General features: G+C 44.4%; 23 protein-coding genes and 1 riboswitch. Of the genes, 1 reads left to right on the top strand and 22 read right to left on the bottom strand.

Annotated features, from left to right (window positions below; genetic code table 11):
- Nucleotides 1-157: 157 nt before the first annotated feature.
- From metE to NQ117_RS17665, 4 genes are all read right to left on the bottom strand, one after another.
- Complete coding sequence (metE, locus tag NQ117_RS17680; RefSeq protein WP_258279325.1) at nucleotides 158-2,551, bottom strand: 5-methyltetrahydropteroyltriglutamate--homocysteine S-methyltransferase; 2,394 nt, start codon at nucleotides 2,549-2,551, stop codon at nucleotides 158-160.
- Nucleotides 2,552-2,836: 285 nt separating this feature from the next.
- Nucleotides 2,837-3,028, bottom strand: a riboswitch (cobalamin riboswitch).
- Nucleotides 3,029-3,170: 142 nt separating this feature from the next.
- The gene (locus NQ117_RS17675; RefSeq protein WP_258279324.1) at nucleotides 3,171-3,449 is read right to left on the bottom strand and encodes a HesB/YadR/YfhF family protein; all 279 of its coding nucleotides are present in this window, start codon (nucleotides 3,447-3,449) and stop codon (nucleotides 3,171-3,173) included.
- Between the two features lie 275 nt (nucleotides 3,450-3,724).
- Complete coding sequence (locus NQ117_RS17670) at nucleotides 3,725-3,925, bottom strand: cation transporter (RefSeq protein ID WP_258279323.1); 201 nt, start codon at nucleotides 3,923-3,925, stop codon at nucleotides 3,725-3,727.
- Between the two features lie 32 nt (nucleotides 3,926-3,957).
- Complete coding sequence (locus NQ117_RS17665) at nucleotides 3,958-4,332, bottom strand: metal-sensitive transcriptional regulator (protein ID WP_258279322.1); 375 nt, start codon at nucleotides 4,330-4,332, stop codon at nucleotides 3,958-3,960.
- Between the two features lie 190 nt (nucleotides 4,333-4,522).
- Between NQ117_RS17665 and NQ117_RS17660 the strand changes: the two genes are divergently transcribed.
- Complete coding sequence (locus NQ117_RS17660; protein ID WP_258279321.1) at nucleotides 4,523-5,476, top strand: L-lactate dehydrogenase; 954 nt, start codon at nucleotides 4,523-4,525, stop codon at nucleotides 5,474-5,476.
- Between the two features lie 189 nt (nucleotides 5,477-5,665).
- Here the strand turns inward: NQ117_RS17660 and NQ117_RS17655 are convergent, their stop codons facing one another.
- From NQ117_RS17655 to pgsA, 18 genes are all read right to left on the bottom strand, one after another.
- Complete coding sequence (locus NQ117_RS17655; RefSeq protein ID WP_258279320.1) at nucleotides 5,666-6,523, bottom strand: SMP-30/gluconolactonase/LRE family protein; 858 nt, start codon at nucleotides 6,521-6,523, stop codon at nucleotides 5,666-5,668.
- A 25-nt stretch (nucleotides 6,524-6,548) separates the two neighbouring features.
- A complete protein-coding gene (locus NQ117_RS17650) occupies nucleotides 6,549-8,024 on the bottom strand; it encodes a nicotinate phosphoribosyltransferase (protein WP_258279319.1) in 1,476 nt (491 codons plus the stop codon).
- 41 nt (nucleotides 8,025-8,065) lie between these two features.
- The gene (locus NQ117_RS17645; protein WP_258279318.1) at nucleotides 8,066-8,605 is read right to left on the bottom strand and encodes a cysteine hydrolase family protein; all 540 of its coding nucleotides are present in this window, start codon (nucleotides 8,603-8,605) and stop codon (nucleotides 8,066-8,068) included.
- A 74-nt stretch (nucleotides 8,606-8,679) separates the two neighbouring features.
- Nucleotides 8,680-9,159 carry a PaaI family thioesterase gene (locus NQ117_RS17640; protein WP_258279317.1) on the bottom strand — a complete coding sequence of 160 codons (480 nt, stop codon included), beginning with the start codon at nucleotides 9,157-9,159 and terminating at the stop codon, nucleotides 8,680-8,682.
- A gap of 245 nt (nucleotides 9,160-9,404) precedes the next feature.
- Entirely contained in the window at nucleotides 9,405-11,120 is a 1,716-nt protein-coding gene (locus NQ117_RS17635) for a long-chain-fatty-acid--CoA ligase (protein ID WP_309137892.1), read from the bottom strand.
- A gap of 338 nt (nucleotides 11,121-11,458) precedes the next feature.
- Nucleotides 11,459-11,932 carry a YlbF/YmcA family competence regulator gene (locus tag NQ117_RS17630; RefSeq protein WP_375163088.1) on the bottom strand — a complete coding sequence of 158 codons (474 nt, stop codon included), beginning with the start codon at nucleotides 11,930-11,932 and terminating at the stop codon, nucleotides 11,459-11,461.
- A 64-nt stretch (nucleotides 11,933-11,996) separates the two neighbouring features.
- Entirely contained in the window at nucleotides 11,997-13,547 is a 1,551-nt protein-coding gene (gene miaB / locus NQ117_RS17625) for a tRNA (N6-isopentenyl adenosine(37)-C2)-methylthiotransferase MiaB (protein ID WP_258279315.1), read from the bottom strand.
- Nucleotides 13,548-13,725: 178 nt separating this feature from the next.
- Nucleotides 13,726-14,298, bottom strand: a complete 573-nt coding sequence (locus tag NQ117_RS17620) for a phosphate propanoyltransferase (RefSeq protein WP_258279450.1) — start codon at nucleotides 14,296-14,298, stop codon at nucleotides 13,726-13,728.
- A gap of 125 nt (nucleotides 14,299-14,423) precedes the next feature.
- The gene (locus tag NQ117_RS17615) at nucleotides 14,424-15,290 is read right to left on the bottom strand and encodes a 2-oxoacid:ferredoxin oxidoreductase subunit beta (protein ID WP_144990852.1); all 867 of its coding nucleotides are present in this window, start codon (nucleotides 15,288-15,290) and stop codon (nucleotides 14,424-14,426) included.
- Between the two features lies 1 nt (nucleotide 15,291).
- Nucleotides 15,292-17,025, bottom strand: coding sequence for a 2-oxoacid:acceptor oxidoreductase subunit alpha (locus NQ117_RS17610; protein WP_258279314.1), 1,734 nt, complete (start codon nucleotides 17,023-17,025; stop codon nucleotides 15,292-15,294).
- Nucleotides 17,026-17,246: 221 nt separating this feature from the next.
- Nucleotides 17,247-18,203, bottom strand: coding sequence for a dipeptidase (locus NQ117_RS17605; protein WP_258279313.1), 957 nt, complete (start codon nucleotides 18,201-18,203; stop codon nucleotides 17,247-17,249).
- 219 nt (nucleotides 18,204-18,422) lie between these two features.
- On the bottom strand, nucleotides 18,423-18,683 hold the full coding sequence (locus NQ117_RS17600) for a stage V sporulation protein S (RefSeq protein ID WP_005550495.1): 261 nt from the start codon (nucleotides 18,681-18,683) through the stop codon (nucleotides 18,423-18,425).
- 192 nt (nucleotides 18,684-18,875) lie between these two features.
- On the bottom strand, nucleotides 18,876-19,670 hold the full coding sequence (locus NQ117_RS17595; RefSeq protein ID WP_258279312.1) for a TIGR00282 family metallophosphoesterase: 795 nt from the start codon (nucleotides 19,668-19,670) through the stop codon (nucleotides 18,876-18,878).
- 73 nt (nucleotides 19,671-19,743) lie between these two features.
- A complete protein-coding gene (gene rny, locus NQ117_RS17590; RefSeq protein ID WP_258279311.1) occupies nucleotides 19,744-21,291 on the bottom strand; it encodes a ribonuclease Y in 1,548 nt (515 codons plus the stop codon).
- A 301-nt stretch (nucleotides 21,292-21,592) separates the two neighbouring features.
- Complete coding sequence (locus NQ117_RS17585) at nucleotides 21,593-22,261, bottom strand: regulatory protein RecX (RefSeq protein ID WP_258279310.1); 669 nt, start codon at nucleotides 22,259-22,261, stop codon at nucleotides 21,593-21,595.
- Nucleotides 22,262-22,391: 130 nt separating this feature from the next.
- Nucleotides 22,392-23,450: a recombinase RecA gene (gene recA, locus NQ117_RS17580; RefSeq protein ID WP_309137889.1), complete on the bottom strand. Its 1,059-nt coding sequence runs from the start codon at nucleotides 23,448-23,450 to the stop codon at nucleotides 22,392-22,394.
- A gap of 338 nt (nucleotides 23,451-23,788) precedes the next feature.
- Nucleotides 23,789-25,039, bottom strand: a complete 1,251-nt coding sequence (locus NQ117_RS17575; RefSeq protein WP_258279308.1) for a competence/damage-inducible protein A — start codon at nucleotides 25,037-25,039, stop codon at nucleotides 23,789-23,791.
- 114 nt (nucleotides 25,040-25,153) lie between these two features.
- Nucleotides 25,154-25,732 (bottom strand): CDP-diacylglycerol--glycerol-3-phosphate 3-phosphatidyltransferase, encoded by a 579-nt coding sequence (pgsA, locus tag NQ117_RS17570; protein WP_258279307.1) that lies wholly within the window; start codon nucleotides 25,730-25,732, stop codon nucleotides 25,154-25,156.
- Nucleotides 25,733-25,959 lie beyond the last annotated feature (227 nt).

Raw genomic sequence — 25,959 nt, 5'->3', positions numbered from 1 at the left:
AGCATTTCTCTGCTCGGGGAGCCATTCAATACGAATCATGCATCCTTATATCGATACAACCCACATAGACAGCAATAAACCCGCCTACAGCTATCAGGCGGGTTTATTATCATACCATTTATTTTATGAAAGGCAAATAATTGAACAATTGCAAATGTTACGAATGAGTTGGTGTTGCAGATGCTTCAGCAAGCTTCTTCCGTGCACGTGCTGCTGCCTCTGTCATATTTTTCAGCGCTTCGATCGTTTCTTTCTCACCACGAGTTTTAAGTCCGCAGTCTGGGTTAATCCAGAACGTGCGTGCAGGCAATACTTCAAGCGCGCGAGTAATACATTGCTCCATTTCCTCCACAGAAGGGACACGTGGGCTATGAATATCGTATACGCCTAGTCCAATGCCAAGCTCATAGTGATTGCGTGAGAACGCTTCTACGATGTCTCCACCGCTGCGTGCCGTTTCTAGCGAAATTACATCGGCATCCATATCACGGATAAGGTCTACCATGTCAGAGAAGTCGCAATAGCACATATGCGTATGAATTTGCGTATCAGGTCTTACGCCTGCTGTAGCAAGACGGAATGCATCAACTGTCCATTTGCGATAATGAACCGCATCGTCTGCATGCAGCGGCATGCCTTCCTTAACTGCTGGCTCATCAACTTGAATCATGCCGATGCCCGCTTCTTCAAGCGCAATAATTTCTTGGCGCAATGCCCATGCCAGTTGATAGGATACCTCTTCACGAGACAAGTCATCACGAACGAACGACCAGTTCAAGATCGTAACCGGTCCTGTCAACATACCTTTAACCGGCTGCTTGGTAAGCGTTTGAGCAAATTCTGTCTCTTCCACAGTCATGGCAGAACGGAAAGCGATATCTCCGTAGAGCAACGGTGGTTTTACGCAGCGGGAGCCGTAAGATTGAACCCATCCATTTTGCGTAAAGACAAAGCCATCAAGCTTCTCGCCAAAGTACTCAACCATATCGGTACGCTCGAACTCACCATGCACAAGCACATCGATGCCAATCTCTTCTTGAATCTCGACCCAACGTTTCATTTCTGCTTGCAAGTATTCCGTATAGGCAGCTAAGTCCCACTCCCCTTTACGGAAACGCTGACGCGCCTTACGCACATCCAACGTCTGCGGAAGACTTCCGATTGATGTCGTTGGCAGCAACGGCAGCTGAGGCCATCTTTGCTCTTGCAGCTTCAAACGCTCTTGGAACGCTTCGCGCGTCAATAGCTTCTCATCCTGATGGATGTCCTTTAACGCTTCACGAACTTGTGGGCGCTGTCTTTCTGGAGCTGTGCGCCAAGCTTGAACAGCCGCACTGCTTGCAGCAAGCAGCTCTTTCGCTGTGCTTGGATCGTTCAAAGCATTTGCAATCGTTACGATCTCAACAAGCTTCTCTTCTGCACCAGCAAGAGCATCAACCATCAACTGTGAAAGCTTGCTCTCTTCGCGCAAAGCAAGAGGAACATGAAGCAAGCTGCAAGATGGCTGCACGATCCATCTTTCTTTTGCGACAACAGGCTCGATTGTCTGCTCCAATTCGGTTACGACAGCTTGTAGATCAGTACGCCATACATTGCGGCCATCTAGTACGCCAATCGCAATGCGTTTGTCAGCTGGGAAGCCATGCTGCTTCAGACTTGCTTCGTTGCGTGCTTTGCCGTGTACAAAGTCTAAACCGATCACATCAACTGGCAAAGAGGTAATGAATGTGTAGTCTGCTACAGCCTCAAAGTACGTTTGAACCCATAGCTCAAGGGACGGAACCGCTTGACGCAGAGCATCATAGGTAGCTTGCACTTGCTGCTGTTCTTCTTTATTCAATGCCCAAATCCATGCGGGCTCATCGAGTTGTACAACTTGTACGCCCTCTGCTTCCAATGATTGCAATAGTTGAACATAGACAGGCGTAAGCTTTGCGATAACTGCAGCGCGTTCTGCTGCAGGGATACCTTTCATCAAGCGAACAAACGTATAAGGTCCTATTAGAACAGGCTTCAGTACAGCCGCACGATCAGCTAGAGCTTGCTTCGCACGTTTAACTGCCAATAATGGCAAGTTCACAAGCAATTGTGGTTCTTGTCCGCTCCACTCAGGTACGATGTAATGATAGTTCGTATTGAACCATTTCGTCATCTCACTTGCCGGATGCTGCGCCGTTCCTCTTGCGATTGCGAAAGCAAGATCAGCCACCTCTTGTGGAATAGATGTTTGACCTGCTTCTATCTGACTACAAGACTCGATCTGCGCAGCCAGCGAATGGAAACGCTCAGGAATAATACCAAATGTAACACTTTGATCAAGCACATGATCATACCATGAGTAGTCATTCACAGGAATATAGTTTAATCCGGCATCAGCCAAATGCTGCAACCGATCTACTTCGATTCGATCCAATTCCGCTACGGTTTGACTATAGTCGCTCTTGCCTGCCCAATAGGCTTCCAAAGCTTTTTTCCACTCACGTTGTTTCCCAATTCGCGGGTAACCAATCACACTTGCTGTAACTTGTGCTGCGTTATTCTGTCCTGTCATCTCATACGCCTCCCAATGTGCTATCGCTAATTGTCCCAATCAACAAAAAAAGGCATTCCTATCTCTTTGAGAGATAAGAATGCCCGTAAACGATCAATGAAACATGTATGTACGTTGATCATGCTACACCGCACCGTTGGACTTACGTTGTCCTACCGATACGAAGTTCGAATCGTACATCACTATTAAGTCCATAGCCTAATGCACCTAAAACACACAAATAAACTTGTGTCATGGCACAGCGCTGTGTTTACGTAACACCTCCCTATCTCCCGTAGGTTAAAAACAGTGTCGTCAGAACAGGTAGGTCTCCTGGCTCAAGCTTCATAAATAACAGCTACCTTCCCAGTTAGAATAACCAGTGGCATACTTGCTGTATCTCCGCTATTACAGTGGCGGGACCGCGTCGGAATGATGTACCGAACTTCCCTATTAAGCTTAGACGTTACGCTAAGCACCTATTCTCCCATATTTAGTTAATGGTCTTACCCGATGGGACTGATTATAGCCCGTTCCTATGCCGTTGACAAGACTTATATTAAATAAATTAAATAAATCCAATAGGACAGATAGGAATTAAGGTAAGAATTATTTAAAATTTACATGCACAAAAAGAGATTTACGCCCGTATGAAAGCGATTTCTTCGTGCTTCTCATCTATCGTAAGTTCTTGATCTTCCAAGAACCAAACATCGTTTTCTTCCATAAAGAACGTAATACCTTCTACACTTTCCGTAACCGCTGGATATCTTGGCGCTTCTTTAATAATACCGAATGAATACGGACCCGAACTGCTGAATCCGCTATACCTAACAAAGATACGAATATGGTCTCCGTTTACAAATCCCCATTCGGATTGAAATCGCTTCACCGCTTGTTCTGTTACTCGCAGCTGCATATTGATGACCTCCTTCAAATCCTGTTCTTTGTCAAACTGAGCAGGTTATGTTGCTATATAAGTGTATAGATAATTTTTTACCAACTGCCCACCTGCACAAAAAACGGCTTACCCTCCACAACAAATAAGCTGTAGTTAGAGCAAACCGTTTGGCGTGGAGCCCATTCTACTGTTTAACAGCATAAAGAGACATCCTGTTACTTTATGAGACATACGCTCATTAGATTGTGTACTCATTTTGACATCATTTCCTGGAGCTTTCCATTGCACTAAGATTAAACGATGTCGTAGCCTTGATCTTCAATCGCTTCACGAACTTTATCCAAAGAAACAACCGATTCATCATACGTAATTGTTACTTGCTTGTCTGCCAAAGAAACTTCAGCTGTCGCCTTTTCATTCGCTACAGCTTTCTCGATTGCAGCTTTGCAATGACCGCAAGACATTCCTTCTACTTTCCACGTTACTTGACTCATCCTGTCGTCCTCCTCAAAATAATGACTGTTGTCTACTTCATCAGTTTATTCATGGTCGTAAGAAGCTCTGTTATGACTTCTTCCTCTCCTGCTTGGAGTCGTTCTACGACACAAGATCGGATGTGACCGTCTAATAACAACTTGCCTACTGAATTAAGTGCAGATTGGATGGATGCAATCTGATGAAGCACCTGATCACAATATACATCTCGTTCAATCATAGACTTAACGCCTCGTACTTGGCCTTCGATTCGATTCAGGCGATGAACAAGCTTCTGTTTCGTTTCCGCAGAATGATGACTTTTGCGCTCTCCATCCGCTTGATGGTGGGCACACACGCTATCAGATGTACAGCACGATGATGGTTGTTGATCTTCTGGTACTTGTTCTAGGTCTTTTTCTGTCATAGTCTTCTTATTCACCACCTTTAGTTGAATTATAACATACCCCCTACCCCTATACAATAACTAAAATGAATTAATTACCTGTTGAGTGGTTAATGTATAATAGGGTTACGGATATGTTGGAACTATACGTATTTTTATAGTTTACATGGTTTCATCATTCGAATCTACTACATACAGAGGAGTGTACCCGATGAATCCAACGAATAAAGTTGCTAAAGTTGCTCTTATTGGTTCCGGCTTTGTTGGCGCTAGCTATGCGTTTGCCATGCTTAACCAAGGAGTTGCTTCTGAACTAGTCATTATTGATGTTAATCATAAAAAGGCTGAAGGCGATGCGATGGACTTGAATCACGGTTTGTCCTTTTCGAGCAATATGCGCATTTGGGCTGGAGACTATTCCGATTGCAAAGATGCCGATATCGTCGTCATTACAGCAGGCGCCAATCAAGGGCCTGGCGAAACCCGACTTGATCTAATTGAGAAAAATGCAGCCATATTCAAGTCTATCGTAACATCTGTCATGCAAAGTGGATTTGATGGTATTTTCATCGTAGCTACCAATCCCGTTGATGTGCTAACGTATGCGACATGGAAATATTCTGGTCTTCCTGCACATCGTGTAATCGGCTCAGGTACAATTTTAGACAGTGCCCGCCTGCGATTTGAGCTTGGTTCTGAACTCAACGTTGACCCACGCAACGTCCATGCCTATATAATGGGCGAGCATGGTGACACAGAGCTTCCAGTATGGAGCCATGTCAATATTGGTGGACAGCCCCTAAGAGATTATATACAGGCTCATGGCAAGCCAAGTCAAGAGACATTGAATACAATTTTTACAAATGTACGAGATGCTGCGTATCATATCATTGAACGCAAGGGCGCTACATACTATGGCATCGCAATGGGACTTGCCCGTCTGACGACAGCTGTCCTTCGCAATGAAAACAGCGTATTGTCCATATCTGCCCTACTCGAAGGACAATATGGACTGAATGATGTATATATTGGTGTTCCTGCCGTCATTTCACGCGAGGGCATTAAAGAAGTGGTAGAACTTAAATTGGAACAAGAGGAACTGGACAAGTTCCATCACTCTGCCGATGTTTTGAAAAAAGCGATTCATACTGTATTTCCTAATTAAACTGGGCATACCGGATAATGAGCCCCGTCCCTTTCGACAACATTCATCTTTATGAAACATGAACTTGCCTATCACGCTGTATTTATTTGCGAATAAGGACGGTTTATGACTAGTTCTGCGCTTTCCCGAGAAATAATAAAAGCAGAGAGCCTCTTAATAAGGCTCTCTGCTTTATGTTTACTTTCATCCTTATACAAGTCCAAACAATCGGCGACAACGACCTGGACGGTCTGCACGGAATCGTTCCACATTGCCTTGATCCTGCACAGTGACATATACAGTACGACCATCCGCTCCTCCGAACGTTACGTTCGTTGGATTTTTGCCATGCAGCTGAATTTCTTCAATCAGCACTCCTGCTGGATTGAGAATAGCGATGGTACCTTTCCCGTAACGAGCTACGTACAAGTTTCCATCCACATCGCTGCGCATCCCATCTAAGCCGAAGTCACTGAACTGAGCGAATAATCGTTTGTTGGAAATCGATCCATTCGCCGCCAAATCATACGCCCAAATACATCGTTGAACCGATTCGTTAACGTAAAGTACGTTTTCCTGCGGACCTACTTCAATTCCATTCGTTGTCCCCATGCCCGCTTCCATTAATGTGACCTCACCATGCGGCAGTATACGCCATAGCTGCCCTGTGTTGTCTGCCCATTTCGGGTCACTTGCGAAAATGATATCATGAGCAGTAATACAAATATCGTTCGGTTGATTCATCCGTGGTTCATGTGCGAACACAGATAGTTTCTGAAAGGCAAAATCATAAACAAGTATGTTGTGCTTCGTGTAGTCCGCCATCAGCATCCGTCCATCTCGCGTGAAACGGATGCCGTTCGCGATACTCCCATTCGGCAATTCAAGGAAGATAGAACTTGAGCCGTCAGGCGTTACACGCCCAATCGTCCCCTCACGAGCATAATTAACCGCGTAAAGATTGCCTTGTCTGTCACAAGCAGGCCCTTCAATACCACCTGTGAACCCATGTGCTGGAGTCCACACCTCACTCTTACGTGTTGTTACTGACGCTTCGTTTCCGTTCATCCTTCCCATCCTCTCTCCCAATTAGCTATTCTTCTTGTCTTAACACTCGAAGCTTTTCCTTTTCCTGCACATACATTTCTATCATATCTCGTTTCAGCTGCCAAGCCTTCGTGCTGTAATCAACATGAAATGGCTCAGGATTCTTTTTGCGCAAATGCTCCGGCCAGAACAGATTGATCTGCTGCTCATGATAGGCACGAATCTCCTCTAGCTGTGGTCGATCATACACAAGTTGTCCCGAGCGATAAATTGGCTGCAGCAGCTTTTCTGCCTCATACTTATCCACATATTTATGGATATAAGGATGAAGCGGATCAAACAACTTCAGCTTCTGCTTGCGCTCTACGTCTGACTCTGATGCTAAGCACACATAATCAGCGATTGCTTTGTGCTTTTTAGGATGAATAATACGGTAAACATCCTTTTTCCCCGGAGCGGTTACTTTTTCTGGATTAGCAGAAATTTTGATCGTCGGCTCTAGTCGTCCGTTAATTTCGCGTGCCACAAGCTTGTACACACCGCCTAAGGAAGGCTGATCGGCTGCTGTAATCAGCTGTGTGCCCACGCCCCAACTATCCACTCGAGCCCCTTGCTCCTTCAAGTCTGCAATCGTATACTCATCCAAATCATTCGAGGCCACAATGCGTACATCGTACAAGCCAGCCTCGTCTAACATTTTACGTGCCTCGATCGACAAATATGCCAAGTCTCCGCTATCCAAACGAATTCCTTGCAGTTTTTTGCCCTTTGCACTCAATTGCTTCGCTATTTGGATCGCATTTGGGATCCCACTATGAAGCGTATCGTACGTATCTACTAGCAGTGTAACTTGATCGGGCAGCGCCTTTGCAAAAGATTCGAAAGCTTGCTGCTCACTTGCGAAGCTCTGTACCCATGCATGTGCATGTGTGCCTTTCGTAGGGATCGAGAAGCGCTTGCCCGCCAACATATTGGATGTCGCATGGAAACCCGCTATATAAGCCGCCCTAGCTCCCCATAACGAAGCATCTGCCTCTTGCGCACGACGAGTTCCAAATTCCATCAAAATATCATTTTTAGCAACTCGTTTAATCCGTGACGCTTTGGTTGCTATAAGCGTTTGGAAATTCATAAAGTTAAGCAATGCCGTCTCAATCAACTGCGTCTCAAACACACGGCCTTCTATACGCACAAGCGGTTCATTAGCAAATACAAGTGTACCTTCTTTTACAGCGTCAATGTGACCATTGAAGCGGAAATTTCTCAATTCCTCCAAAAATGCCGCCTCATATTGCTCTTCCTGTTCACCTAAATAGGCAATATCGTCGTCTGTAAAACGAAGTTGTTCCATATATTCAATAATGCGCTCTAAGCCAGCAAAGACAGCATATCCATTGCCAAATGGCATTTTGCGAAAGAATGCTTCGAATACCGTCTGCTGGTTATGCGTATCATTTTTCCAATGCGCATACATCATATTGATTTGATATTTATCTGTATGTAAAGCCATCGAGTGATTCATTGCGCATCACTACTCCTATCCATTTGTGTCTATCGTTGAAGCTAGCTGATGGTAGTAGCACCAAGCGAATTGCGGAAATGCTCTAATGCCCATACATGGGCTTGTCCATTAAACGTAGCAACTGCACGCTCATGAACAACGATCTTATAACCCAGGTTATAAGCCTCAATCGCAGTATGAAGGACACAAATATCCGTACATACTCCTGCTAAATGAACTTCTTGAATACCTCTCGCTCTTAGCCTCATATCCAAGTCTGTCCCACAAAAGGCACTATAGCGAGTCTTGTCCATCCAATAAATACGATCTTTGTGCTGCTCATACACATCCATAAGGCTGCCATACAAGTTTCGACCGCTTGTCCCTCTAATGTTATGAGGCGGAAATAGCTTTGTCTCAGGGTGGTATGGGTCCTGCTCATCATGGATATCGACTGCCATGACCACTTCGTCCCCTTGTGCTACAAATTGCTCTACAAGTTCTGTAATTGGCTTTTCAATAGCGATAGCCGGATCACCACAAGGCAGCTTACCATCTACGAAATCAACTGTATAATCAATGACAATCAACGCTTTTGTCATGTTTCTTCTCCCCATTTCTACATAGGCTTCCAACTTGTACAGCCATTATGACAAATATGATTAAAAAGTCAATCTTATTTCTTTATGCCACGGAACGTAGCCGTTCCTATTGCTCCCACTGTACCGTCTGCTTCGCGAACTTCAGCATAACAAGTTAACGTTCGCTTGCTGCCGTGCAATACTTTCGCATGTGTCATAATGACAGGGCCTTTCAAAGGAGCAACAAAATGAATATTCAAATTGCTTGTTACCATATTATATTCCGGTCGCAATGCACCAGCCATCATCCCCATCGAATTGTCCAACAGAGACGAGGACACCCCTCCGTTTACAATGCCTAACATATTCATATGGTGCGGGCCTACTTCCAAGCTGATAACGGTCTCATCTGCGGTTATAGACACTACTTTGCAGCCGAGAAAGCCCCAAAAAGATGACTCAGCCTTCTCTTCGAAGGCAGCCCATTCCTCAGGAGATATGCGCAGCTCAGTTTCTCTCTTTCCCTCCAAAGTGCTGTTGTTATCGTTCTCATGCTTATAGTCTAGATGTTCCATTCTATTATCCTCCTTGCCATGATGACGGGCCAATCCTATGATGATAGTTCCGTTTACAGTCAATCGCACAAGACAAATCAAAAGTACAATGAAATGCACGATTGACTGCAACCACTTCTACAAATCATGAATGCTTTTACGTTAACATTACCCTATGAAGTCCCTTGCAATCAACTTTAATGTCCACTCCCACTGTACACAGGCTCAAACCATGCTCAATGGCTTCTCAAAGCATTTATGTGCATTTATGTCTCTTCATCCTGAGATGGATTAGAATCGTCTCTAGGCTGCTTTCTTGCGGCCTCTTCTGCCACTAACTGACGCCGCAGCACTTTCCCGACCATCGTTTTTGGCAGCTGAGTTCGAAACTCGACAATCCGCGGAACCTTAAAGACAGCAATTCGATCTCGGCACCATTGTTTGATGGCGTCCTCATCTACATCCGTCGCCTTTTCATCCAAAATGACAAATGCTTTTACCGTTTCTCCACGATAGGCGTCCGGTACACCGATAACAACAGCTTCCTTGATCGATGGGTGTTCATACAGCACTTCCTCGACTTCGCGAGGATATACTTTAAATCCGCTCGCATTAATCATATCTTTTTTACGGTCAACGATGTAGAAAAATCCCTCTTCATCCATTTTACCTAAGTCGCCAGTATAGAACCATCCTTCTTTTAAGACGGCTGCTGTGTCTTCTGGCCGCTTCCAATACCCTTTCATTACTTGCGGTCCGCGGACGACAACCTCCCCGATTTCCCCAACATCAAGCTGTTCACCTGTCTCAGGATGGACGATTATCGCATCTGTATTTGGATAAGGTATGCCAATAGAGCCTATTTTGCGATAGCCCCATATATTATTAGCATGGCTGACAGGCGATGTCTCGGTTGACCCATAACCTTCAATAAGTCGTCCGCCTGTGATCCGCTCGAACTTTTCCTGCACCTCATGCGGTAGAGGAGATGCACCGCTTACACAGGCACGAATGGAATGTAATTGATAGGATGAATGATTAGTGTCGTGAACGATTGCATTATACATGGCTGGTGCGCCAGGAAAGATCGTTACTTTGTATTTCTCAATATGCTGTAACACTTGTTTTACATCGAATCTAGGTAATAAAATAAGCCTGCCTGCATTATAAACCGATTGATGCAGCAGTACCGTTAAACCGAATACATGGAAGCAAGGAAGCGCTGCCATAAATACTTCTTCTCCTCGTTTGGCACGATAGAACCACCGCGAATTCTGTACCGTATTGGCTACCAAGTTATAGTGCGTCAGCATAACACCCTTTGCTACGCCTGTCGTGCCACCTGTATACTGGAGTATCGCGACATCTTCCTGTGCATCCACTTCAGCAAGGACAGGGGTCGAGCTGCATGTACGCAGCCAACGCTTAAAACGATAGATGTCATCACCAGCCGGTACAACTGTAGACTGACCATCTTTCTTCATTTTTAACGGGTATAGCACATTTTTGGGGAATAGCAAGTACTCTGCAATCGAAGCAACGATTATCGTTCTTAAGGAAGTTTTATCTCTTACTCTTGATACCCGCTCCATAAATAAATCCAATGTAACAAGTACCGAAGCTTCTGCATCATTTAGCTGATGGGTAAGCTCCCCCTCCTTATAGAGCGGATTCGTCATTACCGCAATAGCTCCATAGAGAAGCGTACCAAAATAGGCAATCATCATTTGCGGACAATTCGGAAGCATGATAGCTACACGCTCTCCCTTACTCACACCAAGCTGTGACAAGCCATTTGCAAATTGATAGGCCGAGCTAAGCAATTTCTTGTAAGTTAAATTGTAACCCATAAATGAACATGCGTACTGGTCTGGATTCGTTTCTGTCGCGTGGACAAGCATATGCCCTGCGTTAATACGAGGATATTCATATGAGGATGCTACTTCACTTGGGTAATGCTGCAGCCAAGGCCTTGAAACCATCATCTCCGTCCCTCCCTCTCACTTCTGAATAGTGACAAGCATGCCATCATCTTTACGATTGGATAGAGGGACAGATTGAATGAATTCGCCTATAGAAGACGTGCTGGAGCAGCTTATAGTACACTGTATTTCTGCTTAGATGATGACCTTTATATTTTTATGTTATGCGGATATTTATAAATTTGTCGCCTAATAAACATTTATTTCTGTGCATATACAAAAAAAAGCATCCCACTCACTCCTAAAAGTGAGATGGCATGCTTCTTCGCTTGTCTTATTTTAAAAGGTGTGCCTCACTATGTACATGCAACTGCACAATCATGCGGCAAGCCCCATTCTTAGTCACTGCAGCTCTCAGGATCATCTTCACGACCCGCTTCTACATTGATCTTCTCCGAAACGGAGTCACGAATAACACTCATAATCAACTGCAGCAAATAGTTCACATCGGTTTGGCTTTGCTGGAACTGTACCACAAGCGGGACATTATCAAGCTCATCTTGTAACGCATCTAGTTCAGCTTCAATCTTTTCCACCATAGCCGTATTGTTGAAGGATTCAAATGCAACAATCTCTTTTTGCTTCTTCTTGAGCATCGCGATTGTTTTTTGTACTTGATCATGCTTCTGAATCAACTTTTCTGCTTCCTGATACTGCTTTACTTCCTCTGTTGTGCAGATTAGCTCTGCCAAATGCTTCGCCTTCTGCATAATATCTTCACGCACAAGTACTTCAGCCGCTTCAAACTTTGGCACACCACATGTTAATTTTGTTGCTGGCTGACTCTGTGTCTCTTTGGATTGCTGTGACACCTCAATCTCCCCCATCTACAGGTACAATCTTCCTTTTCCATTGTACCTGATGCTGTTATCATTTTTAAGAACTCATCTGCATCTTTTCTGTGACAAGCTCGCCTTTTATATAGAAAGATTTAATATCTGTCACTTCCACATGTACAAACTGACCAATCAACTCTTTCGAGCCTGTGAAATGAACGAGCCTATTGGTACGAGTACGGCCGGACAAGATTAGTTCATTATTTTTACTTTCACTTTCAACTAATACCTCTACCGTCTCACCAAGCAATTTCTCATTTCCTTTGCGACTATAGTCCTTCATCAATGCATTGAGACGCTGCAAGCGCTCCTTCTTCACTTCCATAGGCACGCTGTCTTCCATTTGAGCTGCTGGTGTTCCTTCTCGCGGTGAATAAATAAAGGTATACGCCTGTTCAAACTCCACTTCTCTCATCAAAGACATCGTCTCTTCAAAATGCTCGTCTGTTTCGCCTGGGAAACCTACAATAATATCCGTCGTAAGCGATACGTTCGGAATCGCAGCCTTAATTTTATGTACAAGCTGTAAATAATGCTCGCGTGTATACTTGCGACTCATCTTCTTCAGCACTTCACTACTACCCGATTGAACAGGAAGATGAATATGCTCCACAAGATTCCCCTGCTTGGCCAACACTTCGATTAAATGGTCGTCGAAGTCACGAGGATGTGAAGTTGTAAAGCGAATACGAGGAAGATTAATGGTACGAATCTCATCCATAAGATGCCCAAACGTATACGTTCTATTAGCAAAGTCCTTGCCGTAGGCATTTACATTTTGACCAAGCAGTGTAATTTCCTTATAGCCCTGACGTGCCAACTCTCGGACCTCTGCAATAACATCCTCTGGCAAACGACTCCGTTCCTTACCTCGCGTATATGGCACGATACAGTACGTACAAAACTTGTCACAACCATACATAATGTTTACCCATCCACGCATGCCTGCACGCTTCTTAGGCAGGTTTTCGATAATATCGCCTTCCTTGGACCATACATCAACAACCATTTCTTTATTGAATAAAGCATCACGAACGAGGAACGGCAGACGATGAATATTATGAGTTCCAAAGATGATATCAACAAATTGATGCTTGCTCATAATGCGATTGACGACATTCTCCTCTTGAGACATGCAGCCGCATACCCCAAGAATGAGACCAGGCCGCTCAAGCTTAAGTGTTTTCAGATGGCCTAATTCTCCAAATACTTTGTCTTCAGCATTTTCACGGATCGCACATGTATTAAGTAAAATGATATCCGCTTCTTTTCGATCTTCTGTCTTCTCATAACCCATCTGTTCCAACAAACCGCTCATCGTCTCTGAATCGTGCTCATTCATCTGACAACCAAACGTATAAATGATGTAACGCTTTCCCTTACCCAGCTCACGTAACGTCTCAGGAACAGCCTCTTCATAATGCACCTGAATGTCCTGTTTGCCACGCTGCTTTTCTTGACGCTGATTCGGTTCTGACATAATATAAATTTCACGGCCATTAAGACGAATCTTCTTGCCGTTCTCATCCTCTGAAATGACTTTGGCCTGAGAAAAGTCAAAATACTTAGCGTAATCCTTCCCCTTGCTCATCCTCTTGGTCACTCCCTTTTGTATTTATAATTTTGTCTACAATCATCATTCATTTGATTACAAAGTGAGTTCGAAACACAATCCAGAATATTATACCATTGATTTCTATTCGATTCCAAGATAGGACGTTGCAGGAAATTAAAAAACGGCCCCATCAGGGACCGTTTATGATGCTTTATTAGTCAATAATTTCAGCTGTGTCGCCGTTCTTAACACCTGCAGCATTTGCTTCATCTGTATCGATATGCATGTCCAATGCAAATGTAGGATGTACACGAGCAAGTACATTTTCGAATACGACGCCACGCTCTCCGCCTACACGTACACGCAATGTTTGCTTATCTTGAATTCCCCACTTCTCAGCATCGGATGTATGGAAGTGAATATGACGAGCAGCAACGATAACACCTTGATCCAATACAACTTCGCCATGCGGCCCTTTAAGAGTAACACCAGGTGTATCAGCAATAGCGCCAGATTCACGCACAGGAGCTTTAATACCCAAAGCGAAGGAATCCGTACGAGAAACTTCCAATTGAGATGCTGGACGAGCTGGTCCCAAAATACGTACTGTATTGAAGGAACCTTTAGGTCCGATAACTTCTACTGTTTCTACTGCTGCGAATTGTCCTGGCTGAGACAATGCTTTGAATTCTGTTAGTTGAGCGCCGGGTCCAAATAGTGCCTCGATGTGCTCTTGTGTTAGATGAATATGACGACCGGAAACGCCTACTGGTACAGTTTTCATGATTCTTCCACCTCTCGAATATCTCTCTAGTCTAGTTCATATACCAACTTTTATTATACTATGAAAATAAAAAAAGCATACATCTTTCGACATATGCCTTTTTAACAATTAATTGAATTTATTTATAATTACTTAAATTCTTTAAGCAAGCCATTGAAATCATCTTCCGAGAGAGTCAAATCATGATGCGCCAAGGACTCTTGAGAGAAGCCAGGTACCAAGTTCTCATACGAACGACGGGAAGTATCTTGATAAATAAGTCCTGTAATCATTCCGTTCGTCTCCATTAGCTTCGTCATGGCCATCACCCGGTTCGTCGGATCGTAGCCTTCCACCGTTGCCAAGTTAACGATATTCTCTTTAAACCAGTCATACGTGTTGATTTTGTTAAATGTGACACAAGGACTGAACACGTTAATTAAAGAGAATCCTTCATGATTGATACCCTGCTCGATTAAAGATGTCAGCTGCTTCAAGTCGCTAGAGAACGATTGAGCTACGAAAGTCGCTCCAGCAGCTAGTGCGATCTCCAACGGAGCTAGCGTTGTCTCTACCGAACCTTCCGGTGTACTCTTCGTCTTGAAACCAACAGCACTACGCGGGGAAGTTTGACCCTTTGTCAATCCGTAGATTTGATTATCCATAACGATATAGGTCATATTCACATTACGACGAATCGCATGCACCGTATGTCCCATACCGATTGCAAATCCATCACCGTCACCGCCAGAGGCAATAACCGTCAAATCACGATTCGCCAGCTTTACCCCCTGTGCAATTGGCAATGCGCGACCATGTATACCATGGAAGCCATACGCGTTCACATATCCTGAAATACGACCGGAACAGCCGATACCTGAAATTACGGCTAGTTGTTCAGGCTCCAAGCCTACGTTGGCCGCTGCGCGTTGAATTGCTGCTTGAATCGAGAAGTCACCGCATCCCGGGCACCAGTTCGGCTTCACATTGTTGCGAAACTCTTTGAACGTTGCCATCTTACACCAACTCCTTGCTTCGGGAATAGATTTCGCTTGGTAGGAAAGGCGTTCCGTCATACTTGAGCATATTACGAACTTTATCTCCACATCCTACGTTAAGCTTAATTTGATCCGCCAATTGTCCTGTTGCGTTATTCTCCACAACGACAATTTTGCTTGCTCGATCCGCATATGGTTCGAACAACTCTGTTGGGAACGGATAGATTTGACGAACTGTAATATGGTTCGTTTTAATACCCTCTTCCTCTAATCGTACACGAGCCTCATCAATCGTACCACCAGTAGACCCCATACCTACGATAAGCAGCTCTGGCTCCTCATGAGGCGCATCTACATGAATGGCATTCGTAATGTTTAGGCTGTTCAATTTCGAAAGACGCTTATCCATCATCTTCTTGCGGTTAACCGAACTCTCAGATGGGCGTCCAATCTCATCATGTTCTACACCTGTCACATGATGAAGACCGCCTTTTTCACCTGGAATTACACGAGGTGAAATACCATCTTCCGTGAGCTCGTATCGTTTGAATTGCTCATGCGTCTCCAACGGCGGCACATCTGATACGAGCTTGCCGCGATTGATGACGATACGATTGTAATCAAGCATTTCACAAGATTGCTTACCCAAGGAGAGCTGCAAGTCAGTCAACACAATAACCGGACATTGATACTGCTCCGCTAAGTTGAAAGCCTCGATCATATCATAGAAACACTCTTCAATGGAACTAGGAGAAATAATGATCTTTGGAATCTCTCCATGCGTTCCATAGATCATTGCGTTTACGTCACTTTGTTCTTGCTTCGTCGGCAACCCCGTACTTGGACCTCCGCGCTGAGTATCAACAATAACGAGAGGCGTCTCTGTCATACCTGCTAGACCAATAGCCTCCATCATAAGAGAAAGACCTGGTCCAGCAGATGCCGTCATTGTACGAACACCTGCATAGTTAGCACCGATAGCCATCGTTGCTGCTGCAATTTCGTCCTCTGTTTGAACAACCGTTCCACCGAATTTCGGCAGTTTTTTAATTAAATATTCCATAATTTCAGAAGCAGGCGTAATTGGATACGCAGACATTATTCTGCATCCCGCTGCCAACGACCCAAGTGCCATCGCATCGTTACCAATCATAAATAGCTTTTGCTTGCCATCAGCAGGCTCCAATCGGAATTCTTCCAATGGCCCCCCGGCCTGTTCAAGTACGAAGTCAGCGCCACGGCGTACTGCTTCAATATTTTTCTCTACGACAGCTGCGCCTTTACGGCCGAACTCTTCTTCAACTGCCTTATTGAACACTTCTAAAGGCAGACCTAATAGAGCCCATGAAGCACCAGATGCTACCATGTTCTTCATTAGTGATGTGCCAAGTTCCTCAGCTATCGCTGTAATAGGTACGGCAAACAATCGCGCAGTTGCTCCTTCAGGTACAACTGGATTAAACTTTGCATCCGCTACGATAACCCCGTTAGCGTGCAACTCATGTGCATTTAAATCAATCGATTCTTGGTCAAATGCAACGAGAATATCTAAATCATCTGAAATGGCACGAATAGGTTTCGTGCTAATACGAATCTTATTATTGGTATGTCCGCCTTTAATACGTGATGAAAAGTGTCGGTAACCGTATAAGTAATAACCTAAACGATTCAATGCAGTAGAGAAAATACGGTCTGTACTTTCCACACCTTCCCCTTGCTGCCCCCCGATTTTCCATGACAATTGACTAATCAAGCTCGCCCACTCCTTTAAGGTGACTCGAAAATACTGCCTATCCATGTTACACATCATTTACGCATCTTGTAACTATTAAATAGTTGGCAATGGCTTATTGGCCTGAGTCATAATCATTCTATGTCCAGTCTTAGTAAAAGGCAAGCGTTTTCCCATCTTCGCTCATAGCACCTTGAGATAAATATGATGCAAAGATGTGATAGGTAATAAATATTATTTTGCTATACCCGCTGCGGCAAATATGTCTTTAGGAACCTATTTGCATTCTCATATGCAATTTTGTTCATGACTGCACTTCCATAACGCTGCTCAATCATTGCGAGTAAGTTTGGATGATGTCCGGCATGCTCTAAGTTGTGAATTTTGTCATCTATGCCATCAAAGTCTGAGCCGAGCATCAGATGATTCTCTCCACCTAATTGAATAATATGATCGATATGCCCCAGCAAGTCCTCTATCGTGACAAGTTCTTTTTCTGCTACGAATAGCGGCACGTAAGTCACACCTATTCTACCGTCCCGTGCGATGATGGCACGAATCTGATCATCTGTCAGATTGCGAGGATGCGGCTGTAAGGAAGCGCAGTTCGAATGAGAAGCAATGACCGGTCGCGTTGTACCGTCCATCAGTTCCCAGAACGCACGTTCATTCAAATGTGACACATCTAGTATAATTCCTAATCGATCACACTCTTCAATTAGCTGCCATCCTTCTCTCGTAAATCCTCCGGAGCGCGGCTCACCTGCTCCATCTACTGCCCAGTTGGCATGATTCCAAGACAGTCCAATAAATCGCACGCCTAGCTCATGCAACGTACGTACATAAACCATATCTCCTTCTAGTGCATCTACCCCCTCCAAAGAGAGAATGGAGCCTATTAGCGAACGGTCATGTTCCAACGTCTCCAAATCTTCTTTCCATTTCACCCAATGCATTTCTGGCAGCACAGCAATCTGCTCACGAAACAGATCGATAGCACGCAGCACTTGAGCAAATCGTGGAGGTCCTATTAATGGAGCTGCTTCTAAATAAAGAGCAAATACTTGAATGCCAACTTGACCTTGCTTCAATCGCGGCAGCGTAATATCCAACAGTTCGGTATTCTCGAAATCCACCTTATTTTCATAAAGCATTTTATAAAGTACATCACAATGGAAATCAATGATTTTTGCATTCATGCGATTTTCATCCCTTCTATCTCTTTCATGTCCCTCATCGCTGCCTTCCATTATAGCCTATTCCAGCGGTCTAGGCATCTTCGTGTATATTAGATGTACCTAATTAGGTACTCATAAGATTTCCTTCTTCAAAAAATGAACAGCAAAAAACCTGCTTACAGCGTAAACAGGTTAGTACGTACTCTTCGCAGTTTCCATCTTAGTTGCCTACTTCCTCTCTTATCTTGGCTCTACAATTAATTTGATTGCTGTACGATCTTCACCATCAATCACAATATCGGTGAAGGCCGGGACACAAATCAAATCTACACCGCTCGGCGCAACAAATCCCCGTGCAATGGCGACCGCCTTAATTGCTTGGTTCAAAGCACCTGCACCAATCGCCTGCAGTTCGGCCGCTCCCCTTTCACGCAAAACCCCTGCTAACGCACCAGCTACCGAATTTGGATTGGATTTTGCTGAAACTTTTAATACTTCCATGAAAGTACCTCCTCGGGAATAATGGTTGATTCCACTATTACAACATATTCGTAAACAGGCTAAAAATACCACCAATATATCCCTATACCCCAATTGGCCAAAGCAGAACCTTGACTAACCTGGGCAAGCAAAAAAAGAACCTTAGCTGCTTATAGCATGTATACAGCCAAGGTTCTCGAAATATTCATAATGTTAGCTCATAATCCACTCATCTTCACGGATACGGATTTTGTTAATTCGTAGTGCTTTTCCTGTTGAATCATCAATCTCAACAAGTACAGCATGGAAATGCCATTTCCCCTCGCAAACCGTAAACCGAACGGGCAGCTGGGTTTTGAACTTGCGAAGTACCGCATCGCGTTCCATGCCTAGCACGCCCTCTTTGGAACCAACCATTCCACAGTCTGTCAAATATCCTGTTCCATTTGGCAAAATCGTATCATCATTCGTTTGTACATGCGTATGTGTACCAACAACGAAAGATGCTCGGCCATCCAAATGCCAGCCCATCGCGATTTTCTCAGACGTCGCTTCAGCATGAAAATCGACTAGGATCGCTTTGGATTGCTTTCCTGCTCGCTCCAGCAGCTCGTCCGCAGTACGGAAAGGACAGTCGATTGGAGGCAGGAATGTCCGCCCCTGCAGATTTAGAATGACTAGTTCCTTGCCATTAGCCTTAATGGTCGTCATTCCTCTTCCAGGTGTTCCAGGCGGGAAATTTGCCGGACGAACGACACGTTTGTCGTCATCGATCCATTCAAATATATCACGGTTATCCCAAGTATGATTCCCCATCGTAAACCCATGAACACCAAGATCCACGAATTCTTTAATAATTGCAGCAGTAACACCACGTCCACCTGCAGCATTTTCTGCATTCGCAATGATAATATGCGGGTTATGTTTGCTCTTCAACTCTGGAAGCAGCGTCTTCACTGCTTTGCGCCCCGTGTTGCCCACAATATCACCGATAAACAATACTTTCATCGGAAACAAGTCCTCCTTAACAAACGGAGAAGTGGCCGACGCGGCCACTTCTCCAAGTCCAATATGTCTATTATTATTTGGCGTATTCCACCGCTCGAGTCTCGCGGATAACTGTAACCTTAATGTGCCCCGGATAATCCAGTTCACCCTCGATTTTTTTCGTAATCTCGCGAGCAAGACGATACGCTTCCGTATCATCAATTTTCTCAGGCTGTACCATGACACGAACCTCGCGTCCAGCTTGAATCGCGTACGATTTCTCAACACCTTCGAACGATTCAGAGATATCTTCAAGCTTCTCCAGTCGTTTGATGTATGTTTCGAGCGTTTCGCGACGAGCTCCTGGTCTTGCAGCAGACAATGCATCTGCAGCAGCAACGAGCATTGCGATAATCGATGTTGCTTCGCAATCGCCATGGTGGGATGCAATACTGTTAATAACGACAGGATGTTCTTTGTACTTCTTCGCCAATTCTACACCAATCTCAACGTGAGATCCTTCAACCTCATGATCTAACGCTTTTCCGATATCGTGTAGTAAGCCTGCGCGCTTAGCAAGAGTTACATCTTCTCCAAGCTCTCCAGCCATCAAACCTGCCAGATACGCAACTTCCATGGAATGTTTAAGTACATTCTGTCCATAGCTTGTACGGAATTTCAGGCGACCAAGAATTTTAATTAAGTCAGGATGCAAACCATGCACGCCCACCTCAAATGTAGCTTGTTCACCATATTCACGAATGCGCTCGTCCACTTCCTTGCGTGATTTATCGACCATCTCTTCGATACGTGCTGGGTGAATACGTCCGTCTGCAACCAGCTTCTCAAGTGATGTTCGAGCAATCTCACGACGAATTGGATCGAACCCAGACAAGATAACCGCTTCTGGAGTATCGTCAATAATAAGATCAATACCCGTAAGCGTCTCCAATGCGCGAATGTTACGACCTTCACGACCGATAATACGGCCTTTCATCTCTTCGTTCGGCAAAGCAACGACAGATACCGTAGTTTCAGCCACATGGTCAGCTGCACAGCGCTGGATTGCTAGCGTAATAATATTACGTGAGCGCTTGTCCGCCTCTTCTCGAGCTTGCTGCTCGATTTCTTTAATCATTTGAGCTGTCTCATGACGGACTTCTTGCTCAACATTCGTCAAAATAATCTGTCTAGCGTCTTCCATGGACAGATTCGATATGCGCTCCAATTCCGAAACTTGTTGTTGATGGATGCGCTCAACTTGTTCTTCTGTCTCTTCAATCTGTTTCTCTTTGTTAGCTAGTTGTTCCTCTTTACGTTCGAGCGAATCTAACTTTTTATCCAACGACTCTTCTTTTTGTACGATTCGTCTTTCTTGACGTTGAATTTCGTTCCGGCGTTCACGGATATCTTTCTCCGCTTCAGTGCGAACTTTGTGGACATCGTCTTTTGCTTCGAGCACCGTTTCTTTCTTCAGTGCCTCCGCTTCCTTACGTGCGTTATCCACGATTTGTTCCGCAGCATGCTCAGCACTCGTTATTTTCGCTTCCGCAAGCGATTTGCGAATCAGATAACCGATTCCAAACCCCAAGAATAATGCAGCCACAACGAGAACGATTGCGAGCCAAATGTTGACGTTCATTGCCTCACCTCCCCGTTGGTTACTCCAAGCACTGCTTGGGACAGGTTTCATTTGTTTTGTTACAGTTTCATTTGATTCATACTCATGGATCGACCGGCACCCCTATAGATGTCGGTAAAATTGCATGCATTCGCACACACGATCATCACCCCTACATAGTGACAATCGGAACTATGACATTGGCGAAATGAATCAGTTAAAATCAACTTCTGGAAGGGGAAATTGATTTCGTGAAAATAAAGATACATGTTCATTTTATTATTGAGGAAAAGATATTGTCAAGCAAAGCTCAACTTCTCTTTTACCAAGTCTCTTCACCTTGATCATTTCTGACTGACTCATCAGCCACCAGTTGAGCAGCCTTACGCGACATTTCGCTTGAAAAACCTCTTCTTGCTAAATAGGCTGCAACTTTATACTTTCGAATATGCGTTTCTCCACGAGTTTGTCGCCACTTCTTCGTAGCGGCCCCAACTGCACTTTCCCATTCCTGTTCCGGAGCAATGGAATCCATGGCTGCACGAATATGGTTCTCTTTCACGCCTTTTTGTTTCAGCTCATGTCGAACCCAGCGACTGCCCTTGCTATGTCGAGTAATTCGCTGTTCTGCCCACTGCTCTGCATACGCAGCATCATCTACAAGCCATTCACGCTCCAACCTATCCAGTACGATTGGTATCGTTTCGTCGTCGTATTCCTTCTTCTGCAAATACTTAGTCATTTCCATTCGTGTACGAGGCTTGCGCTGCAAATAAGTCAACGCCTGTATGTAGGCTTTGTGCTGCTCATCTGCTCGTATAATCTCCTCTAGAAAGGAAAGAGACACCTCTGAGCCTTTCGTAAGGCGATACTTTACTATCGTATCAACATGTACATTAATTGGCTCAGCATGCTCAAAAAAAATGATATATCGATTACGCTGTTTCTCATCCAGCTGAACTTTTACTATTATCGTCTCATCTTGCTGCATCTATATCCCCCACATTGACTATTTTGTGACCCACCGCAATAAGGATGGCGCTTTTCATAACAAGTAACACGGCAACTACAACAAAGACAAGCACCTTTACCATTTGGCAAGGTGCTTGTCCATCATCCAATTATTCAGCATCAAGTGCCAACAATTCTTCCTCGTCCTCATCAGTTTCGTCCTGAGAAGATGCAGGAATAACCGTAGTCAAGTTGCTAGCTTCACGAATCAAGTTCTCGATCTTCAATGACATTTCGACATTCTCTTTCAAGAATTGCTTCGCATTCTCACGGCCTTGACCCAAACGTTCGCCTTCATAGGAGTACCAAGCACCACTCTTCTGAATGATGTCCAGCTCCGTTCCAATATCGACGATGCTGCCTTCCTTGGAAATTCCTTCGCCATACATAATATCGATATCCGCCTGCTTGAATGGAGGAGCTACTTTGTTCTTCACAACCTTAATTCGAGTACGGTTACCAACCATATCGTTTCCTTGCTTGATCGTCTCAACGCGACGAACATCTAGGCGTACGGAAGAGTAGAACTTCAATGCACGACCACCCGGAGTTGTCTCAGGGTTACCGAACATAACCCCAACCTTCTCACGCAACTGGTTAATGAAGATTGTAATTGTCTTCGACTTGCTAATCGCACCAGATAGCTTACGAAGTGCTTGGGACATAAGACGAGCTTGAAGACCAACGTGGGAATCACCCATGTCACCCTCAATCTCAGCCTTTGGAACGAGCGCTGCAACAGAGTCGATAACAATAATATCAACAGCACCACTGCGAACAAGCGCTTCAGCAATCTCTAGCCCCTGCTCGCCCGTATCTGGCTGAGATAGAAGCAGCTCATCAATATTAACCCCAAGCTTGCTTGCGTATAGCGGATCAAGCGCATGTTCCGCATCAATAAACGCAGCTTGTCCACCAGCCTTCTGCACTTCAGCAATGGCGTGCAGGGCAACTGTCGTCTTACCTGAAGATTCTGGTCCGTACACTTCAACGATACGCCCGCGAGGAAGTCCACCTGTGCCGAGCGCTATATCTAACGCTAAAGATCCACTTGGTACAATCTCAACCTGCATATGATTGGATTCGCCCAACTTCATGATGGAACCTTTACCGAATTGCTTTTCTATTTGACGTAATGCCATCTCTAATGCTGCTTTGCGATCTGACACACACTCACATCCTTCATTCATTTTGTACTCTTATCATACCTTTTTTTGAGACGATGCACAAGCATTTTTTCGAACATACATTCGTTTTTTTCTACCCTCCTCTTCCAACCTTAACCAGATAAATCACAGTCGATTAGACTGTTAAAATAGCGCGAAAGCGTTAATATACATAAAAAAACCGCAACGCACCAACAAACTTGGTACATTGCGGTTCCTCCGCTTCTTAATCGTATATCTATTATATGATTAACTAGAGCGAATAACAAGTGGCATATCCCGCCCAACTACCAAACGCCCATAATACCTGCATGCAAACCTATGAACCACTTTTAATCAACTTACTGCTTTAACATTTTCCATAATCGATGCAATACCGTTTTAACGGTACGCACCCGAACCATCTCGCGATTACCGTTTATTCGCAAAGACTCAACCACGGTACACTTATCGCGTTCAGCAATACCTATATAGACGAGCCCGACAGGCTTTCCTTCTGATTCAGTCGGACCTGCAACACCCGTGATCGAGATTGCAATATCCGCATTCGTACGCTCCAATACACCTTCGGCCATCAACGTTGCCGTTTGTTCACTAATGGCACCCGGAGCACCTTCACCTTCTAGGACATTCATTGGAATGCCTAACAAACGATGCTTCATTACATTCGTATAGGTGACAACGCCACCAAGATACATCGCGCTTACACCAGAAACCGAAGTAATCGTTTCAGCAAATAGTCCACCTGTACAACTCTCAGCCGATGCCAATGTTAATCCACGCGCAGTCATCAGGTCAACAACAATACTTTCAAGCGGCAAATCCGCTGTTGCATAAATATATGATTCCAAGCGTGAACGTATAAGCAGCTCCAATTGGTCCAGTTTGTGATTAGCGTCATATTGTGAAGCACTTTTCGTCGCTAATCGAATCAACACTTCGCCTTCCTTTGCATAAGGAGCGATGGTAGGATCTGTCTGTCCAGCGATCAAATCTTTCAATTGCTCTTCTAGGCTCGATTCACCAATACCAGCAAATTTCAACATGCGCGTGTACAATGCTTGTTCTTCCTGAAGCACATGCTGCTTCAGCCAAGGAACTGCAACATTAAGAAACATAGGCTTCATTTCTTTTGGAGGACCGGGCAGAAGCAGGTACGTGGTACCATCAGCAACAATTGCATTACCAATTGCAAGGCCTGCTTCATTATCCAATGGGGACGCACCTTCAATCGAATCTGCCTGGCGCTTATTGCTCTCTACCATATGAATACCGCGCTCACGGAACATATTCTCGATCTTCTCTAAACCCGGTTTGTAGATGCTTATTTTTCGTCCTAGCAGCTCCGCTACAACTTCCTTCGTTATATCATCCATAGTCGGTCCAAGCCCACCTGTTAAAATAACGATATCTGCCCGCTTTCGAGCCGTATCAACGACTTCTTTCATCCGATGAGGGTTATCTCCCACGACAGTCTGATAATATACATCGATACCCAACAGGGCAAGTTGCTGCGATAAAAACTGTGCATTCGTATTTACGATCTGACCGAGCAGTAATTCTGTTCCAACGGCTATCATTTCCGCTTTCATCTTACGTCCACCACCTTCATTTTATAAGTATAAATCTTATTAACCTTACAAATATCAAAAGCAGCAGGCTACTCAAATTAAACTGAGCTTAAGCCTGCTGCCAATCTTTTAGTGCTAAGAGAGCCGCAGCACTTTTTTATTCTTTACAAAGTAGTCAATCCCAGAATATACCGTAATCAGCGCCGCCGCCCATGTTGCAACCACATCAAATGGGAAGCCGATAAAAGCAAACGGGAAATTGTTCAACAACATAGCAACAATAGCTGTAATTTGGATGGCCGTCTTCCATTTGCCCCACTTGCTCGCAGCAACAACAGTGCCTTCAAGCAATGCAACTTGGCGCAAGCCTGTTACAGCAAATTCACGGCTAATGATAACAACAGCAATCCACGCATCAGTTTTGCCCATTTCCACAAGTGAGATGAGAACAGCTGCAACCAGCAGCTTATCCGCTAGCGGATCAAGCAGCTTGCCCAGATTGGTTACCATTTTGCGCTTGCGCGCTATGTATCCATCCAAACCATCCGTACTCGCAGCAATGATAAAAATTAGTGCCGCCATTATCTGGTTGTACGTAATATAAAATTCGTTTATACGGATTGGCGGGAAATAATCAACGTTCACCAGTAAAAAGAACATCATAATTGGAACGAGAAAGATACGCGCCAATGTAATCTTGTTAGCCAGATTCAACTAAACACCCTCCCCGGCCAAGTAAAGCTCATGTGCATGTGCAATGACCGATTGTTTCAATGCCATGATTGTATGCTTGTCTGACATAAATGCATCTCCCACTATGGTAATACAATTCAAACATACCTCTATTCGAATCGTAATATACCTCTGTAATTATTAAGTTTTCTTAATAAGTATAATACAGAGCAAATGATATAGTCAAAATGCAAAACAAGCATGCGCCC

Source organism: Paenibacillus sp. SC116, assembly GCF_024733555.1.
Taxonomy (GTDB): Bacteria; Bacillota; Bacilli; order Paenibacillales; family Paenibacillaceae; genus Paenibacillus_B.
This window is presented reverse-complemented; position numbering and strand designations above follow the sequence as displayed.

What these genes read in the sequence shown, in the direction of transcription:
- metE (WP_258279325.1), bottom strand. Translation starts at nt 2,551, where the DNA reads ATGACAGGACAGAATAACGCAGCACAAGTTACAGCAAGTGTGATTGGT.
- NQ117_RS17675 (WP_258279324.1), bottom strand. Translation starts at nt 3,449, where the DNA reads ATGCAGCTGCGAGTAACAGAACAAGCGGTGAAGCGATTTCAATCCGAA.
- NQ117_RS17670 (WP_258279323.1), bottom strand. Translation starts at nt 3,925, where the DNA reads ATGAGTCAAGTAACGTGGAAAGTAGAAGGAATGTCTTGCGGTCATTGC.
- NQ117_RS17665 (WP_258279322.1), bottom strand. Translation starts at nt 4,332, where the DNA reads ATGACAGAAAAAGACCTAGAACAAGTACCAGAAGATCAACAACCATCA.
- NQ117_RS17660 (WP_258279321.1), top strand. Translation starts at nt 4,523, where the DNA reads ATGAATCCAACGAATAAAGTTGCTAAAGTTGCTCTTATTGGTTCCGGC.
- NQ117_RS17655 (WP_258279320.1), bottom strand. Translation starts at nt 6,523, where the DNA reads ATGAACGGAAACGAAGCGTCAGTAACAACACGTAAGAGTGAGGTGTGG.
- NQ117_RS17650 (WP_258279319.1), bottom strand. Translation starts at nt 8,024, where the DNA reads ATGAATCACTCGATGGCTTTACATACAGATAAATATCAAATCAATATG.
- NQ117_RS17645 (WP_258279318.1), bottom strand. Translation starts at nt 8,605, where the DNA reads ATGACAAAAGCGTTGATTGTCATTGATTATACAGTTGATTTCGTAGAT.
- NQ117_RS17640 (WP_258279317.1), bottom strand. Translation starts at nt 9,159, where the DNA reads ATGGAACATCTAGACTATAAGCATGAGAACGATAACAACAGCACTTTG.
- NQ117_RS17635 (WP_309137892.1), bottom strand. Translation starts at nt 11,120, where the DNA reads ATGGTTTCAAGGCCTTGGCTGCAGCATTACCCAAGTGAAGTAGCATCC.
- miaB (WP_258279315.1), bottom strand. Translation starts at nt 13,547, where the DNA reads ATGAGCAAGGGGAAGGATTACGCTAAGTATTTTGACTTTTCTCAGGCC.
- NQ117_RS17615 (WP_144990852.1), bottom strand. Translation starts at nt 15,290, where the DNA reads ATGGCAACGTTCAAAGAGTTTCGCAACAATGTGAAGCCGAACTGGTGC.
- NQ117_RS17605 (WP_258279313.1), bottom strand. Translation starts at nt 18,203, where the DNA reads ATGAATGCAAAAATCATTGATTTCCATTGTGATGTACTTTATAAAATG.
- NQ117_RS17600 (WP_005550495.1), bottom strand. Translation starts at nt 18,683, where the DNA reads ATGGAAGTATTAAAAGTTTCAGCAAAATCCAATCCAAATTCGGTAGCT.
- NQ117_RS17595 (WP_258279312.1), bottom strand. Translation starts at nt 19,670, where the DNA reads ATGAAAGTATTGTTTATCGGTGATATTGTGGGCAACACGGGGCGCAAA.
- rny (WP_258279311.1), bottom strand. Translation starts at nt 21,291, where the DNA reads ATGAACGTCAACATTTGGCTCGCAATCGTTCTCGTTGTGGCTGCATTA.
- NQ117_RS17585 (WP_258279310.1), bottom strand. Translation starts at nt 22,261, where the DNA reads ATGCAGCAAGATGAGACGATAATAGTAAAAGTTCAGCTGGATGAGAAA.
- NQ117_RS17575 (WP_258279308.1), bottom strand. Translation starts at nt 25,039, where the DNA reads ATGAAAGCGGAAATGATAGCCGTTGGAACAGAATTACTGCTCGGTCAG.